At 45.9% G+C, this 15,962-nt stretch carries 15 protein-coding genes, 1 pseudogene and 1 riboswitch; of the genes and pseudogenes, 14 read left to right on the top strand and 2 right to left on the bottom strand.

Annotated elements, in window-relative coordinates:
* Positions 1-14: 14 nt before the first annotated feature.
* The 5 genes from GKZ89_RS08665 (at position 15) to GKZ89_RS08645 (ending at position 5,870) form a co-directional block, all read left to right on the top strand.
* Positions 15-1,910 carry a PrkA family serine protein kinase gene (locus GKZ89_RS08665; RefSeq protein ID WP_155112011.1) on the top strand — a complete coding sequence of 632 codons (1,896 nt, stop codon included), beginning with the start codon at positions 15-17 and terminating at the stop codon, positions 1,908-1,910.
* Between the two features lie 652 nt (positions 1,911-2,562).
* Positions 2,563-2,712, top strand: a complete 150-nt coding sequence (locus tag GKZ89_RS08660) for a hypothetical protein (protein WP_155112010.1) — start codon at positions 2,563-2,565, stop codon at positions 2,710-2,712.
* A gap of 273 nt (positions 2,713-2,985) precedes the next feature.
* A complete protein-coding gene (gene yhbH / locus GKZ89_RS08655) occupies positions 2,986-4,146 on the top strand; it encodes a sporulation protein YhbH (protein ID WP_155112009.1) in 1,161 nt (386 codons plus the stop codon).
* Between the two features lie 124 nt (positions 4,147-4,270).
* Complete coding sequence (locus GKZ89_RS08650; protein WP_155112008.1) at positions 4,271-5,224, top strand: sugar kinase; 954 nt, start codon at positions 4,271-4,273, stop codon at positions 5,222-5,224.
* A 1-nt stretch (position 5,225) separates the two neighbouring features.
* On the top strand, positions 5,226-5,870 hold the full coding sequence (locus GKZ89_RS08645; protein ID WP_155112007.1) for a bifunctional 4-hydroxy-2-oxoglutarate aldolase/2-dehydro-3-deoxy-phosphogluconate aldolase: 645 nt from the start codon (positions 5,226-5,228) through the stop codon (positions 5,868-5,870).
* A gap of 48 nt (positions 5,871-5,918) precedes the next feature.
* Here the strand turns inward: GKZ89_RS08645 and GKZ89_RS08640 are convergent.
* Positions 5,919-6,137 (bottom strand): annotated as a pseudogene (locus GKZ89_RS08640) (substrate-binding domain-containing protein); the annotation flags it as partial.
* Positions 6,138-6,251: 114 nt separating this feature from the next.
* On the opposite strand from GKZ89_RS08640, the gene GKZ89_RS08635 reads away from it, so the two are divergent.
* Genes GKZ89_RS08635 through GKZ89_RS08625 form a run of 3 tightly spaced genes read left to right on the top strand, consistent with a single transcriptional unit; the run spans position 6,252 to position 8,489 of the window.
* Positions 6,252-7,052, top strand: a complete 801-nt coding sequence (locus tag GKZ89_RS08635) for a transporter substrate-binding domain-containing protein (RefSeq protein WP_155112006.1) — start codon at positions 6,252-6,254, stop codon at positions 7,050-7,052.
* 18 nt (positions 7,053-7,070) lie between these two features.
* Complete coding sequence (locus tag GKZ89_RS08630; protein ID WP_155112005.1) at positions 7,071-7,736, top strand: amino acid ABC transporter permease; 666 nt, start codon at positions 7,071-7,073, stop codon at positions 7,734-7,736.
* Between the two features lie 12 nt (positions 7,737-7,748).
* Positions 7,749-8,489, top strand: a complete 741-nt coding sequence (locus GKZ89_RS08625) for an amino acid ABC transporter ATP-binding protein (protein WP_155112004.1) — start codon at positions 7,749-7,751, stop codon at positions 8,487-8,489.
* Between the two features lie 380 nt (positions 8,490-8,869).
* Here GKZ89_RS08625 and GKZ89_RS08620 read toward each other — a convergent pair whose 3' ends face one another.
* On the bottom strand, positions 8,870-9,292 hold the full coding sequence (locus GKZ89_RS08620) for a pyridoxamine 5'-phosphate oxidase family protein (RefSeq protein ID WP_155112003.1): 423 nt from the start codon (positions 9,290-9,292) through the stop codon (positions 8,870-8,872).
* 186 nt (positions 9,293-9,478) lie between these two features.
* Here GKZ89_RS08620 and GKZ89_RS08615 point away from each other — a divergent pair, with 186 nt between their 5' ends.
* The 6 genes from GKZ89_RS08615 to GKZ89_RS08590 all read left to right on the top strand — a co-directional run bounded on the left by GKZ89_RS08615 (position 9,479) and on the right by GKZ89_RS08590 (position 15,940).
* Complete coding sequence (locus GKZ89_RS08615; protein ID WP_155112002.1) at positions 9,479-10,105, top strand: FMN-dependent NADH-azoreductase; 627 nt, start codon at positions 9,479-9,481, stop codon at positions 10,103-10,105.
* 192 nt (positions 10,106-10,297) lie between these two features.
* Positions 10,298-10,765 (top strand): divergent PAP2 family protein, encoded by a 468-nt coding sequence (locus tag GKZ89_RS08610; protein WP_155112001.1) that lies wholly within the window; start codon positions 10,298-10,300, stop codon positions 10,763-10,765.
* Between the two features lie 175 nt (positions 10,766-10,940).
* A complete protein-coding gene (bcaP, locus tag GKZ89_RS08605) occupies positions 10,941-12,329 on the top strand; it encodes a branched-chain amino acid transporter BcaP (RefSeq protein ID WP_162356613.1) in 1,389 nt (462 codons plus the stop codon).
* Positions 12,330-12,420: 91 nt separating this feature from the next.
* A complete protein-coding gene (locus GKZ89_RS08600; RefSeq protein WP_155112000.1) occupies positions 12,421-12,750 on the top strand; it encodes a DUF3889 domain-containing protein in 330 nt (109 codons plus the stop codon).
* Between the two features lie 111 nt (positions 12,751-12,861).
* A riboswitch (SAM riboswitch) is annotated at positions 12,862-12,969 on the top strand.
* Between the two features lie 87 nt (positions 12,970-13,056).
* A complete protein-coding gene (locus tag GKZ89_RS08595; protein ID WP_155111999.1) occupies positions 13,057-14,409 on the top strand; it encodes a Na+/H+ antiporter NhaC family protein in 1,353 nt (450 codons plus the stop codon).
* A gap of 418 nt (positions 14,410-14,827) precedes the next feature.
* Complete coding sequence (locus GKZ89_RS08590; RefSeq protein ID WP_162356610.1) at positions 14,828-15,940, top strand: acyltransferase; 1,113 nt, start codon at positions 14,828-14,830, stop codon at positions 15,938-15,940.
* Positions 15,941-15,962: the final 22 nt, after the last annotated feature.

Here is a 15,962-nt window from a genome sequence, read left to right as displayed (position 1 = left end):
TGAAGGAGGTCCTTATGGATATCTTAAAAAAGATTGAAAGGTTCAGAGAAGATGAAGAGCGGTTGAAATGGGAAGGAACCTTTGTGGAATATTTGGAGATATTGAAGACCCGTCCATATGTAGCACAGTCTGCCCACTCACGGGTTTATAATATGATCAAGGATTTTGGAATTGAAGAAGAAAACGGGGTTAAAAAATACAAGTTTTTCGATCAGCAGCTGTTTGGGCTGGAGGAAGCACTTGAAAGGCTCGTGGAGGAATATTTTCATCCCGCAGCCAAAAGACTCGATGTCCGCAAACGGATCCTGCTTCTCATGGGACCGGTAAGCGGAGGGAAATCGACACTTGTAACGATGCTTAAGCGAGGCCTTGAAAAATACTCCCATACGGATAATGGCTCAGTCTTTGCCATAAAAGGCTGCCCGATGCATGAGGATGCCCTTCATTTAATTCCTCATCATCTCAGACAGGATTTTTACGAGGAGTACGGGATCCGGATTGAAGGCAACCTGTCGCCGCTTAATATGATGAGGCTCCAGGAAGAGTATGGCGGACGGATCGAAGATGTGGTCGTGGAGCGTGTCTTCTTTTCCGAGGATAAGCGTGTCGGGATTGGAACGTTCAGCCCGTCCGATCCAAAATCACAGGACATTGCCGATCTGACAGGCAGCATCGACTTTTCCACGATCGCTGAATACGGTTCAGAATCAGACCCGCGTGCATACCGTTTTGACGGCGAGCTGAACAAGGCGAACCGGGGGATGATGGAGTTCCAGGAGATGCTGAAGTGCGATGAAAAATTTTTATGGCACCTGCTGTCTCTGACTCAGGAAGGGAATTTCAAGGCTGGCCGCTTTGCCTTGATCAGTGCCGATGAGCTGATCGTCGCTCATACGAACGAAACGGAGTACCGCTCGTTCATTTCCAATAAGAAAAATGAAGCCCTTCACTCCAGGATCATCGTCATACCGATTCCTTACAATTTAAGAGCCACAGAGGAAGAACGGATTTACGATAAAATGATCAGTGAGAGCGATGTGAACGATGTCCATATTGCTCCGCATACCTTGAAGGTTGCTGCGATGTTCTCCATTTTAACAAGGCTGAAGGAAGCAAAGCGAAGCGATATCGATCTGGTGAAGAAGATGAGGCTGTATGATGGAGAAAGTGTGGAAGGCTACAATACAGTGGACCTTGAGGAATTAAAGAAAGAGTACCAGGATGAAGGCATGAGCGGGATTGACCCCCGCTACGTCATCAACCGGATTTCCTCTACCATCATACGTAAAGAAAATCCGTCCATCAATGCCCTAGATGTGCTGCGGTCCCTTAAGGAAGGGCTCGACCAGCATCCATCGATCTCCCAGGAAGACCGGGAGCGCTACCTGAACTTTATTTCCGTTGCCCGGAAAGAGTATGATGATATTGCGAAAAAAGAAGTGCAGAAGGCCTTTGTGTACTCGTATGAAGAGTCCGCGAAAACGCTTATGGATAACTATCTGGACAATGTAGAGGCATACTGCAATAAAAACAAGCTCCGCGATCCGCTGACAGGGGAAGAGATGAATCCGGATGAGAAGCTGATGCGCTCGATCGAGGAACAAATCGGCATTTCCGAAAATGCCAAAAAAGCATTCCGCGAAGAAATCCTGATCCGCATCTCCGCCTACGCACGCAAAGGCAAGCGCTTTGACTACAATTCCCATGAAAGACTGCGCGAGGCCATTCAAAAGAAGCTGTTCGCCGACCTGAAGGATGTTGTAAAAATCACAACCTCCACCAAAACACCGGATGAGCAGCAACTCAAAAAAGTCAACGAAGTCGTCGCAAGACTCATCGACGAACACGGCTACAACTCCACCTCTGCCAATGAATTACTGCGCTATGTAGGAAGCTTGCTGAACCGATAAAATTCTGTAAAGCCGGGGAAACCCGGCTTTTTCTGTTGGAAAGGAATCTCTGGCAGCAGCGGATAAAGGGAATTGCTGACTTACCGGGGATAATTGCTGACTTTTTTCAATAATTGCTGACTTAACGGGGATAATTGCTGACTTTTTTCATTAATTGCGGACTTTCGAGAAGTAATTGCTGACTTCTAAAGATAATTGCTGACTTAGTGCAGTTGGCTGCTGAACGGGTTGAAGGTGCTCTGACCCCACTTCTGCTAAAGCACTAAACCTCCGTCCCCTATGCCGTCCATGTCTGTGCTGTCAAGGGATCAGCCGGGCCTGCCTTGTTCCCCGGCTGCGTTAAAGCGGTGAGGGTCAGAGCTGAGCTCTGACCCCACTTCTGCTAAAGCACTAAACCTCCGTCCCCCATGCCGTCAAAGTCTTTGCTCTCAAGCAATCAGCTGGGTCTACCCTGTTCCCCGGCTGCGTTAAAGCAGTAGGGGTCAGAGCAAAAAAAACCAGACCTCAAAATCAATCCAAGAAAAACCCTGGTCCATCTCCTAAAACCCGAGTACACCGTAAACCCCATCTCATCCCGGATTTCTCCCCCTGTTTCACCCCGGCTGACGACGGGTATTAGAAAGATATAACCACATCTAAGGAGATGATCTTCATGGATCAGAAGAATCCTAAATCAGAAGAGAACAGTGAGATGAAGGATAAGCGTGATGTGACCGAGTATTCGACCATCATGGAGCATATTAAAACGAATCAAAAAGTGAAAAAAGCAGAGTCTGATGATCAGAATAAGAATAAAGAGTAAACCATGAAAAACCCCTTGCTAATCCGGCAAGGGGTTTTTTACATAGTATCGCGCTAACTGCCTGAAACGGGGTCTTGTCTCTTTTCTTTTTGCCCAGGTGCCCAATTTTCACAATTGTTTGTCAATAATCCGTATCCCCCGCATAGGATAGAGTAATCTAAAAAAACAAGTCGCGGGAAAGATTTTCATTCACCGACAGCTTATGCATGAGATATAAAGATGGTGAACGATTTAGAAAAATTTTCTTAAAAAAGTTTGGAGGGGAAGGGGAACATGCCAAAGGGCAATTTTGTCATTTCAAATGAAGATTGGTCCCTCCACCGCAAAGGCTATGACGATCAGCTGAGGCATCAGGAGAAGGTGCAGGAAGCCATTAAGAATAACCTGCCTGACCTGATTACTGAGGAAAGCATCATTATGTCCAATGGAAAAAACGTAGTGAAGATTCCGATCCGGTCACTTGATGAATATAAAATCCGCTATAACTATGATAAGAATAAGCATGTTGGGCAGGGTGACGGCGACAGCAAGGTGGGAGACACGGTGGCGCGTGACGGCTCCCAGCAGGGGCAGGGCCCGGGAAAAGGGCAGGGTGCAGGCGATCAGGCAGGCGAGGATTACTATGAAGCAGAGATTTCGATGATGGAGTTGCAGGAAGCGCTCTTCAGTGAACTTGAACTGCCGAATTTAAAACGCAAGGAAATGGCAGAAAATGTTGTGGAAGACATTGAATTCAATGACATCCGCAAAACAGGTCTGATGGGGAATATTGATAAGAAGAGAACAATGATGTCTGCTTATAAGCGCAACGCGATGAAGGGGCAAGCCCAGTTTTATCCGATCTATCCGGAAGACTTGAAGTTTAAAACCTGGAATGAGGTCATTAAACCGGAATCAAAAGCAGTCGTGATTGCGATGATGGATACGAGCGGTTCGATGGGATTATGGGAAAAATACATGGCCCGCAGCTTTTTCTTCTGGATGACCCGTTTCCTCCGTACGAAATATGAGCACGTTGATATTGAATTTATTGCCCATCATACGGAAGCCAAGGTTGTATCAGAAGAGGATTTCTTCAATAAAGGAGAGAGCGGCGGAACGATCTGCTCTTCGGTTTACCGGAAAGCACTTGAGATCATCGATGAAAAGTACCAGCCGGCGCGCTACAACATTTATCCGTTTCACTTCTCGGACGGTGACAATCTGACTTCGGATAATGCACGGTGTGTCAAACTGGTCAGTGAATTGATGAAAGTATCCAATATGTTCGGGTATGGGGAAGTGAATCAATACAACCGCCATTCCACTTTAATGTCCGCCTATAAAAACATCACCAATGAAAATTTCCGCTATTATATCCTCAAGCAGAAAGCCGATGTATTCCATGCGATGAAGAGTTTTTTCCGAAAAGAGCAGGCTGAGATGAGCAGCTGAACGGAGCCCCTGCGGGAAGCAGGGGTATTTTTAATGAGCAAAAGTCATTGTAAAAGCGCTTTCATTTTAATAGACTTATGGTATAGCTGACTTGACAGCAGGTAAGGAGAGGGGAGATGAAGAGTTGGACGTCGTAACATTCGGAGAAGCGATGGCGATGCTGATGGCTGATGAGGCGGGTCCGCTGCAGGAAGCAGAGCATTTTACCCGTTCTATGGCCGGAGCAGAAATGAATACAGCGATAGGTCTTGCAAGACTGGGTTTGAAAAGCGGCTGGGCTGGCAAGCTTGGGGAGGATGCTTTTGGAAGGTTTATCATCGAACGCCTTCAGACAGAAAAAGTAGATATCCGGCATGTTCAGATCGATCCCCGCTTTCCAACAGGGTTTCTATTAAAATCGAAGGTTCAGCACGGTGATCCGGAGGTTCACTATTACCGCAAAGGGTCTGCAGCCAGCACCTTGGCACCGGAAGACGCAAGAAGTGATTACTTTCTTTCTGCTGCCCATCTTCATTTAACAGGGATTACTCCGGCCTTGTCCAGCGAGGCGAGAGCGTTTTCCCGTCATATCCTCACCTTAATGAAAGAAGCAGGAAAAACAGTATCCTTTGATCCAAATCTGCGCCCTGTTCTATGGAATACGGAAGAGGAGATGGTGAGAACGATTAACGAACTTGCCTTTCAGTCAGATTACGTCCTTCCAGGGGTAAAGGAAGGGCTGATTCTGACAGGATCCAGTGCGCCGGAGGAGATAGCCGACTTTTATTTGGAGCAGGGGGTAAGGGCGGTAGCGGTGAAACTCGGTGCGGAAGGGGCTTTTTATAAATCAAACAAAGAAATGGGAATGGCAGAAGGTTTTGAGGTAAGCAGAGTGATAGATACTGTTGGGGCAGGAGACGGCTTTGCAGCAGGGTTTATCAGCGGCATTCTTGAAGGTCTTAAATTAGAAGAGTGTGCACGAAGGGGAAATGCCATCGGCGCGCTCGCTGTTCAGTCGCCGGGTGACAGCGACGGTTATCCTGATAAAGAAAAGCTGGAAGAATGTATGAAACGCAATGAGGTAAAGGGAGGGCTTTAATATGAAAAGCAATGCCATTCAGGAAAGCGGTATTGTTGCCGTGATCAGAGGGGCTGATCCTGATACCATCGTTCCAATTGCCCAAGCATTGAAGGATGGCGGAGTGACAGCGCTTGAAATCACAATGGAGAATCCGCTGGCGGTAAAAGTGATTGAACAGTTAAGACTGGAGTTTGGCGATGAACTGCTTGCAGGTGCAGGCACTGTGCTGGATGCAGAAACAGCCCGGACAGCCATATCTGCAGGAGCGAAATTTATTTTCTCTCCCACTGTCAGTCTGGACACCATCCGTGTGGCCAAACGATATGGAGTGATCAGCGTTCCGGGTGCGATGACGCCAACAGAGATTCTGACAGCCTTTGAAGCGGGGGCCGATCTTGTCAAAGTATTCCCTGCAAGTGTGCTCGGAGCTGATTACTTTAAAGCGTTGGCCGGCCCTTTGCCGCATATTCCGCTTATGCCGACAGGAGGGATCGGTCTAAATAACATCAGAGATTTTGTTAAGGCAGGTGCTGCTGCAGCAGGCGCAGGGAGTACGCTTGTAAACGGCACGATGGATGCGGATCGTGACAGCCTGACCGCACTCACGGAAAGAGCCCTCGCTTTCAGCGAAGCGTTTCATGGAGTAAGGCTGCAGGAAAAATAAAATTGAAAAGAAGAAAACCACCTTATGCTTCAGGTGGTTTTCTCTGTATTATGCTTCGCAGACAGACTCTCCTTCAACGAGAGAAACATACACCCGCTCATCCTCTACCAGTTCGTTCCGGATCAGCTTAAGAAGCTGTTCGGATGCGAGTGCTCCCCATTTCCTTTTGGAATAGCCAATGGTTGTCAGCCTCGGATGGAGGTAATGTGACACTTCGATGTTGTCAAAACCGGCGACATGAATATCCTTGCCGATTTGATAGCCGGTTTCTTGCTCCCTTATTTTTACTTCTTAATAGTCAGAAAAGATTAAAAATATCGAAAAATGGGTATGTATTACCAGTGGCAAATGACCGTTGCCATGAAAGAAGGGAGAGAGGATATGAAAAAACTGCCGATTGGGTTTATGGCTGCCGTGCTAATGGCTGCTCTGCTAACAGGCTGTGCGGAAAAAGACAAGGGTCCCGGCGGTCTGGAACTGGTGAATGAAGGTGAATTCATTTTTGCGGCTTCCGGTGAATTTAAGCCTTTCAGCTATGTTCAGGATGACATGAGTATGGTTGGCTTTGATGTAGCTGTGGGAGAAGCGATCGCAAAGGAACTTGGTCTGAAGCCTGTTCCGAAGAGAATTAAGTTTAAAGGAATTGTGGAGGGGGTTAAAACAGGAAGGGCAGACGTGGCGGTTGCGAGCCATACGATCAATGATCAAAGGGCGCAGCATGTCCGGTTTTCAACACCGTATTATTACTCAGGGCCGCAGATTTTCACCCGTGAAGACAGCGATATTCAGACTGCTGAAGATTTGAAGGGGAAAGAAGTGGCGGCTGCGAAAGGTTCTACATACGCAAGCATTGCGGAAGAGTACACCGGCAATGTGAAGATTTACGACAGTGACATAACGGCTTTGAAAGCACTGAGTGAAGGGCGTCATGATGCGGTTATCACAGACTTTGTTACGGGGGCGGCCTCTAAAAAAGAAGGATTTAAGATCACCGGCCGCGAGCTTATCGAGCGGAGTGCCCAGGCAGTTGTGATCCCTGAAAATAATCCGCTGATGGAAAAGAAGGTTAATGAAGCACTTGAGAAGCTCCGTGAGGATGGGACACTCGCTAAAATCAGCATTGAATACTTTGGCGAAGACATTACAAAAGAAGAAGCAACAGAAGAAGAAAAAAAATCTTAATGAGAGGATGTTGGATCCTTGCCTAGCTTTTCGCATTTTATTCAAGTATTCGGGAGTACGTATGACGTCTTTTTAAAGGCCATGCTGCTTACGCTGCAGCTGACCGTTGTATCTATTTTAATCGGGATTGTGATCGGCCTCTTTTTTGCCCTGCTGAAGATCTCCAATATCAAAGTGCTCGGAATTATTTCGGATGCTTATATTTATTTAGTCAGGGGAACGCCTTTAATCGTTCAAATTTTCATTTTGTATTTTGGGATCAGCGGGATTTTTTTACTGCCTGATTTCTGGGCCGCATCGCTTGCGCTTGCCTTCCATAATGGTGCTTACATCGCTGAAATTTTCAGGGGCACCATCCAATCGATCGATAAAGGGCAAATGGAAGCGGGACGGTCACTTGGGATGAGCAGATCCCTGGCAATGCGCCGCATTGTATTGCCTCAAGCATTCAGGAGGGCGCTTCCGCCGCTTGGAAACCAGTTTATCATCGGGCTGAAGGATTCCTCGCTCGCTGCGTTCATCTCTATGAATGAGCTCTTTAATGTAGCGACAACGCTCGGCTCAAATAATTTTGATGAAATGACGTACTTACTGATCGTTGCCGTTTATTACCTGATCCTTGTTGGAATTTTGACCCTCATTGTGAGTGCGATTGAGAGAAAACTGGCAGTCAGTGACCGATAGGAGGACGAACCGATGGAAAAGGAAATGATACAAGTGGAAAAGCTGAATAAATCCTTCGGCGATCTCCACGTTTTAAAGGATATCGATTTAACCGTATATGAAAGTGAAGTGGTCTGTCTGATCGGTGCGAGCGGATCAGGGAAAAGTACGCTGCTCCGCTGCCTGAACTTTTTAGAGAAGCGGGATAACGGGAAAGTTATTCTTGAAGGACAGGAAATCAAAAAAGACACACATGACATTAATGAGGTGCGCCAGAAAGTCGGCATGGTTTTTCAGCACTTTCACCTTTTTCCGCACAAAACCGTTCTTGGCAATGTGATTGAAGCACCATTGATGGTGAAGAAAATGAATAAGGAAAAGGCCACACAGCTTGGACGCGAGCTTTTGAAAAAGGTAGGCCTTGAAGATAAGGAAAAAGTCTATCCGAGTAAGCTTTCCGGCGGACAGAAGCAGCGAGTCGCCATTGCCAGGGCTCTTGCGATGGAGCCTGACATCATGCTGTTCGACGAACCGACTTCAGCCCTTGACCCGGAGCTTGTCGGTGAGGTGCTTGAAACGATGAAGCAGCTTGCACTGGAAGGAAAAACGATGGTGGTTGTCACGCATGAAATGGGCTTTGCAAGGGAAGTGGCAGATTCGATTGTCTATATGCATGAAGGCCGGATCGTTGAGAGAGGCACACCGGACGAATTTTTTGAAAATCCGAAAGAGGAACGGACGAAAGAGTTTCTGATGTCGACCAGTTTTAAATAATCGAAGGAAAAAGCCCGGTGCAGTATACACCCGGGCTTTTTGTTTGCAAAATTACATGGTGTCTTAGGGGGGGCCTGATCCGGCGGAGTGCAGCCCGGTCTATCCGTCTGAAGGTTATATCGAAATCTGTCGAAAAGTCGATATTCGTCCATTTTGACCGATATCTTGCGAAATTGACCGATATATTTCATTTTCGACCGAAATATCGAGAAATGGGCCGATATCTGAAAAAATTGACCGATAACCTTTATCAGTTATATGAAAATCACTTCACAACCCATATAATGGACAGGCTCAGCCTTATTTACCGCCAGAATTTCGATTCAATAAAAAAATAAGCAGACAATCCCATCCGGATTGCCTGCTTATTTAAAGAAAATCTATACTTCCAGTGTATGAGGGGGCTCGCCCTTTTTATTCATCAGTCTGATCTGCTCGGGCTTTATTTTCAGGATAATAAAGTTCTCATCCTCTGGTCCGTCAAACCAAAGTTTCAGCATATCGTCCCATAACCGCTGCTTGAGTTCTGATGATTTTTCGATGGAGGCTGTTCCTTCAACTTCCACATATGAATCGCCAAAGCCTTCTCCGTCATAGCCGAGAAGAATATGGACGTTTGGGTTTTCGTCAATTTCTTCTACCTTGTGTGTTTCAACATCTGTTGGTGTGTAAAGTGTAAGGTTTTCATTAAAAAAGGTCATGTAGCGTGAATGCGGCTTCCCGTTCTTTACGGTCGCCAATGTTCCAATTTTATTTTGATCGATGATTTTAACGATTTGTTCTTTTAGTTGCTGCTGATCCATGTTCATTCATCCTTTCATTCAATAGCTTATATAGAAGTTACCTCAAATGAACGGGAATAAAACCATCGAATCGGCTGAAAGCAAACCTGTTGACAGAACCGGAAGGCTATATTAAAATAAATCTCGAAGTTGAGATTATTTAAATCATAATAATTAAATTGATAATATTTGAAGGAGAGATAAATAATGGGAACAGTTTTATATGTCAAAGCAAATCCGAAGGGCGACGAAATGTCCTTCTCAGCCAGAGTTGCGAACACGTTTATGGACACGTATCAGTCTGAACATCCGGAAGATCAGGTGGAAATGCTTGATTTGTACAACACGAATCTTCCTTTGATCGATTCTGAAGTATTGGGCGGCTGGGGTAAGCTTGCTTCAGGCAACGAACTGACTGAATCTGAGCAGGCTAAAATTACTCGTCTTTCACAGCTTGTCGATCAATTCCTGAAAGCAGACAAAGTGGTTTTCTCTGCTCCAATGTGGAACTTCGGCTTCCCGCCGCTGATGAAAGCATATATTGATGCCATTGCAGTAGCAGGAAAAACGTTCAAGTACACTGAAAATGGTCCTGTCGGCCTTGCCGGAGACAAAAAAGTCGTGCTGATCGAAGCGCGCGGCGGTATCTATTCTGAAGGACCTGCTGCTTCCATGGAGCATACGGAAAGCTATTTCCGCGCTGTAATGGGCTTTATGGGCATTGAAGATGTAGAGGTTGTACTGGCAGAAGGCATGGCAGCCGATCCTGCAGCAGCTGACCAGATCTTTGGCAAATCTGTAGAAAATGCAAAAGAAGCTGCACTCAGCTTCTAAATAGACAATCAGAGGCCGTCCGCCGATAAAGCGGGCGGTCTTTTTTTTATGGCTGAAAGAGACTGTGGCTAAACTGCAGATTCTGGAATCGATACAAGTTAGCCGTTCCGGTTTTCGGGTATAAGCCTATAGAGAAGATGAATAGGCACTGGCAAAAATTCGAACACTAATTTCTACAAGAGGTGAGGTACTATGCAAAAGGCAAATCGGGGAATCGTGACAGCACTTTCTGCAATTGGAATTGCCCAGGGTCTTAAGATCTTCGGACATAAGCGGTTGACTGGAAGATGGGATTGGCGCCCGGCGTTTCAGACCGGGGGCATGCCGAGCTCGCATTCTGCAGGAGTTTCATCACTCGCTACATATGTGGCAGCCAAAAATGGAAGCTCTTCGATTGAAACAGCACTTGCGGTCGTATTTGGCATTATCGTTATGTACGATGCACAGGGAATCAGGAGACATACAGGTGAAATTGCGAAGCTTGTGAATGATATTGATGCGGACATTGAAGTGCTATCCGGCCATTTTCCGGGGCTTGGCCATGTTAAAAAGGAAGAAGAGCTCAAGGAATTGCTTGGCCATCAGCCTGAGGAAGTCGCTTATGGAGCGCTGCTTGGAATTATTCTTGGCTTCATTAGTGCCAAAACTGAAACGGAATGAAGACTGAGCCGGGTTTCCCGGCTTTTTGTCTGTAAAGTATTTTAGCGGACACAAGATGTACTAAACAGAATAGATTAAATTTTCTAAAAAGTTGTTGATTTTTCGACAAAGTTCGATTAGATTAGATTTATCTCAAATATTATGAAAATTTTAAAAAAGGCAGCGGGTGATTAGAGTGAACGTATTCAGAAAGAAGTCAGTAGAGCAGATTTTACTGGAAACAGGGAATAAAGGCATCAAAATGAATCAAACACTCGGCGCTTTTGATTTAACCATGCTGGGAATTGGAGCCATCATCGGGACAGGGATTTTCGTTCTTACAGGAGTGGCAGCTGCTGAACATGCAGGTCCTGCACTTGTCATCTCCTTTATCCTTGCAGGGATCGCCTGTGCATTTGCTGCTTTGTGCTATGCTGAATTTGCCTCAAGCGTTCCTGTATCAGGAAGTGCTTATACATACAGCTATGCTACTTTCGGAGAGCTGATTGCCTGGATTTTAGGCTGGGATCTGCTGCTCGAGTACGGACTTGCTTCAGCAGCTGTTGCCAGCGGGTGGTCGGGCTATTTTCAAGGATTCCTTTCCGGTTTCGGCATTAGTCTCCCGAAAGCAATCACAAGCGCATACAATCCGGCAGAGGGCACGTATTTCGATTTGCCGGCCGTCATTATCGCCTTCCTGATTTCATTTTTGCTTGTTCAGGGGGTAAGGGAATCCGCCCGTCTGAACTCGATAATGGTTTTTATTAAAATTGCTGTGGTCCTCCTGTTTATAGCAGTGGGAATATGGTATGTCAGACCAGAAAACTGGACTCCGTTTATGCCATTTGGCTTTTCAGGGGTGGCGGCAGGGGCTGCGACGGTGTTCTTCGCCTATATCGGGTTTGACGCTGTTTCCTCTGCAGCAGAAGAAGTAAAAAATCCGCAGCGCAATATGCCGATCGGGATTATCCTCTCTCTGGCAATCTGTACTGTACTCTATATCGTTGTTTCGTTTATTTTAACCGGGATTGTCCCTTATACAGAATTAAACGTGAAAAATCCTGTTGCATTTGCTCTACAGTATATCAATCAGGACTGGATCGCCGGACTGCTGTCACTAGGGGCGATAACGGGGATGACCACGGTTCTCCTTGTTATGATGTACGGTCTGTCCCGTTTGTTTTATGCGATCAGCCGTGACGGTCTTCTGCCTAACGGGCTTTCCAAAATCAACAAGAAAACAAAAACGCCGATCCGCACGACCATACTGGGCTGCCTGCTTGTTTCACTTTTGGCCGGCTTCATTCCATTAGACCGGCTGGCTGATTTAACGAGCATCGGAACTCTTTTCGCTTTCGTATCCGTTTCAATCGGAATTCTTGTACTGAGGAAATCGGGGCAGGGAGTAAAAGGAGGTTTCAAAACTCCTTTTGTTCCGGCGATTCCGATTCTTTCCGTACTGGCCTGTGTTTATCTCATGGCCCAGCTTCAGGCAGAAACATGGATTGCTTTTCTAATCTGGATTGCCGCCGGGCTCGTGATCTATTTCATTTATGGGAGAACGCGGAGTCATTTAAACAAATAATGGATGGAAAGACGTGCACATTGCGCGTCTTTTTTTATGTTCTTTTGCAAAACCTAAAGGAAAGAATGAAGGGAAAAGGAAGTGGAAACTGATGAAAAAATGGTGCATCTGTCTCGCGGTATCTGCATTTCTGACTGGTTTTACGGTGCAGGCGCCTGCTCGTTCCCTCGTTCAGCAGCAGGAGCCTGAATATGCAAAGTGGTCCAGAATTGCGATTCAGGAGGCAAAAAGAAAATATCCGGATGCCAAGCTGATTGATTATCTATATATAGGCCGTGAAACGCAGAATTCTCAAATAAAGGAGAAGTTCAAGCTCTGGGTCAGACAGGGAAACAGGGAGTTTGGTTTGTATGTAACACTTGAACTGGATCAGCAGGGGCAAAAAGTGAACAAGGTGGTTTTCAGGGAAACCGACCGATAGAAGTGTTATCTTGAAAAAATAAAATTGCGGACAATTATTTGTTGACATTTCATAAGTAAGCCTTTAAGGTAGTAAAAGATTGTTTTTGAAAGATCAAAATGTCATATGAACTTTTTATCAAGAGAGGCGGAGGGACTGGCCCTGCGATGCCTCGGCAGCGGACTTAATCAAGAGTGCTGTGCCAAATCCAGCAAGCTGAAGAGGCTTGGAAGATGAGAAGAGTGTCCTCTATTTGCATATGAAGGCCTCTTCTTAGGATAAGAAGGGGTCTTTTTTAGTAACAGCATTAAAGGCGAGGTGGAAAAAATGAAAGCAACGAATGAGATCAATCCAAATCCGCTGGCCCTTTTGCCGCTCGGTGTATTCATCTCTCTTTTTATCGCGGCAGGGATCATTACCGGGGATTTTTATAAGCTGCCGATGGTCGTGGCCATTTTGGCTGCGGTAACAGTAGCTTTATTCATGAACCGCAAGGAAAACCTGACTTCCAAGGTTGAACGGTTTGCGAAAGGTGCCGGTCATCCTGATATCATGATTATGGTCTTTATTTATATTTTGGCAGGGGCGTTTTCGGAAGCAGCCAAAGGAATGGGAGCAGTCGAATCGACTGTTAACCTGGCACTCACTTATTTTCCGCAGAGCTTTCTCGTTGTCGGCCTGTTTATCATAGCGGCCTTCGTGTCTCTTTCTATGGGAACATCGATGGGGACGATTGCTGCACTTGGACCGATTGCGGCTGGAATCAGCGGAGAAACGGAGATTCCGGTTGCTCTCGCTGTCGCTTCAGTGATCGGCGGAGCGATGTTCGGTGATAATCTTTCCTTCATCTCTGATACAACGATTGCAGCAGTAAGAACACAAAAGACAGAAATGCTGGATAAGTTTAAAACCAACTTTTTCATCGTGCTGCCTGCTGCACTTGTGACGGCTGTCATCCTTGTCGTCCTTTCTCTCGGCATGAATTCGAGCGTTGAACCAAAGGACTTCAGCTTTGTTAAGATGCTCCCTTATCTCGGAGTGCTGATCGCGGCGCTAGCAGGATTAAACGTTGTGGCTGTTCTTGGAGGCGGGATTGTGCTAACAGGAATAATTGGTATAGCGGATGGCAGCTTTAATGTTCTGACATTCTCCCAGAAAATGATGGACGGAGTATCCGGTATGGCTGAACTCATCGTCTTATCCATTCTGATCGGTGGAATGGTTGAATTGATCAAGCACAATGGAGGAATTCAGTTCCTTCTGAATGCCATGACGAAGAACATCCGAACGAAAAAAGGAGCGGAGTACGGCATCGCCGGACTCGTCAGTGCAACAAACCTGTCTGTAGCAAACAACACGATTTCAATCATTACAGCCGGGCCGCTTGCTAAAAATATTGCTGACGAATATGGAATCGACAGAAGGAAATCAGCAAGCATATTGGATATCTTCTCCTGCAGTGTTCAGGGACTGATTCCATACGGAGCCCAGATGCTTGCCGGAGCCCAGCTTGTGAAAGCATCTCCAATCAGTATTCTGCCTTACACCTTCTACCCGATGCTCACTCTGGTGTGCGGATTGCTGGCCATTGCATTCGGCTTCCCTAAGTTTAAGAAAAAGCAGCACAGGGATGATGAGACCAGATCAGTCAGTTTAAAAGAGAAGGTTACAAATGGATAAAAGATCCGCAGCACCCTTTTAGAAGGGTGCTGTTTTCATTTCTGCGGAATTTAGAGGATATAATCAGCAGGTATAATGCCTCTGGTGTCTACTGTACGGTTTACTATGGTAAAGAACGGGGAGGTGATACGACTTAATTCGACAAAATTTTTATAGTTTTCAACGAATGAGCTGTACAAAAGGGCTTTTTTTCTTTCGGCAAAAGATGACAAAACCATCATTTTTATCAGACGATTTCAAATGGTGACTATCGGCTTATTTGATTTCATTGACCAGATAGCGCTTACATAAAAATGTGTGTATCTTAAGGCCTTGTGGCAAAAACAAGCCAAAAGAATCCTTTTCCTGAAACGCGTCCATTTGGCTTGCATTGTAGCTTAAAATGATGGAGGAACTCACATTTAAAGGAGTGATAGTCATGGCATCTGAAGCCAGCCAGAAAAAAAGTAAAGCGTATTTGTTTGAAATTCATTTTCTTCGTGCTTTTGCTTGTTTAGCTGTTGTGGCCGTTCACGTATCCGCAACCAACGCTGGGATGAACAATGATACATTTGATGGGTTCTCGTACTTTCTGAACCAGATCGGCCGGTTCGGGACACCGATCTTTGCTGTCATCAGCGGTTTCCTCCTGTTTTTCCAAGTGCGCAATAAAGGGTTTCAAATGGGCAAATACCTGAAGTCGCGTTTTGCAAAAGTCATTATTCCATTCATCCTTTGGAGCGTGGCCTACCGGTATATGCTATACATTTATAATGGACAGGGTATTGGAAATCCACTTGAAGAGATCAGCGGGTTCCTTCAGGGAAAAGCTTTTTATCACCTTTACTTTATTTCCATTGTTGTTCAATTTTACTTGGTTTTCCCGCTTCTTCAAAAGCTGTTCCGGACGCAGACGACCATACTGATCTTCCTTTTTGTCTCCTTTTTGATCAGCTACAATCTGTACGGATTACAGCCGCCTTTTGACGGACCTGTCGGGGAGTTTATTGCCAGTAAAGCATTCATGCCTATTTGGATCTTCTATTTCGCTTTTGGTGCCTTCCTTGCGTATTACTGGGAGGGAATACGCAATTATGCACTGAAACGGCCTATGATGATGTCTCTCCTCGCCCTTGCTGTCGCAGCTGGAGCGATCATTGAATACAATATGAAGGGGTATATATCCAACCGCGGGCTATCAATGCTTGCGAATATCCCGCTTCTGAGCATCGCCATAATTGGAATGTATCCTCTATTATCGAAACTTTCGGTTATCAGACAGCCGCTTGTACTGATCGGAAAATATTCCATGGGGATCTATCTAATCCATCCAATGGTGCTCTACTTGATGGCAAGGCACCTTCCGGAAGTTTATTGGAATTTTCAATTCGTTGCCCCGATGTTCATCGCAGTCATGCTGATTTGTGTAGTGGCAATTCGACTTATTACCTTTATCCCGCTGACTACTTTCCTGCTGCCTGTGCCAAAAATAAAAAAACAGGCCAAGTCACCGGCTGCTGCCTCAGAAGAAGCAGCCAGACAGACGGCATAAAAGCAAAAGTCCTGTGCGTGAG

This window comes from Metabacillus mangrovi, from assembly GCF_009711125.1.
Lineage (GTDB): Bacteria > Bacillota > Bacilli > Bacillales > Bacillaceae > Metabacillus_B > Metabacillus_B mangrovi.
Note: the sequence above shows the minus strand (reverse complement) of the source record. Positions and strands in the feature narration are given on the sequence as shown.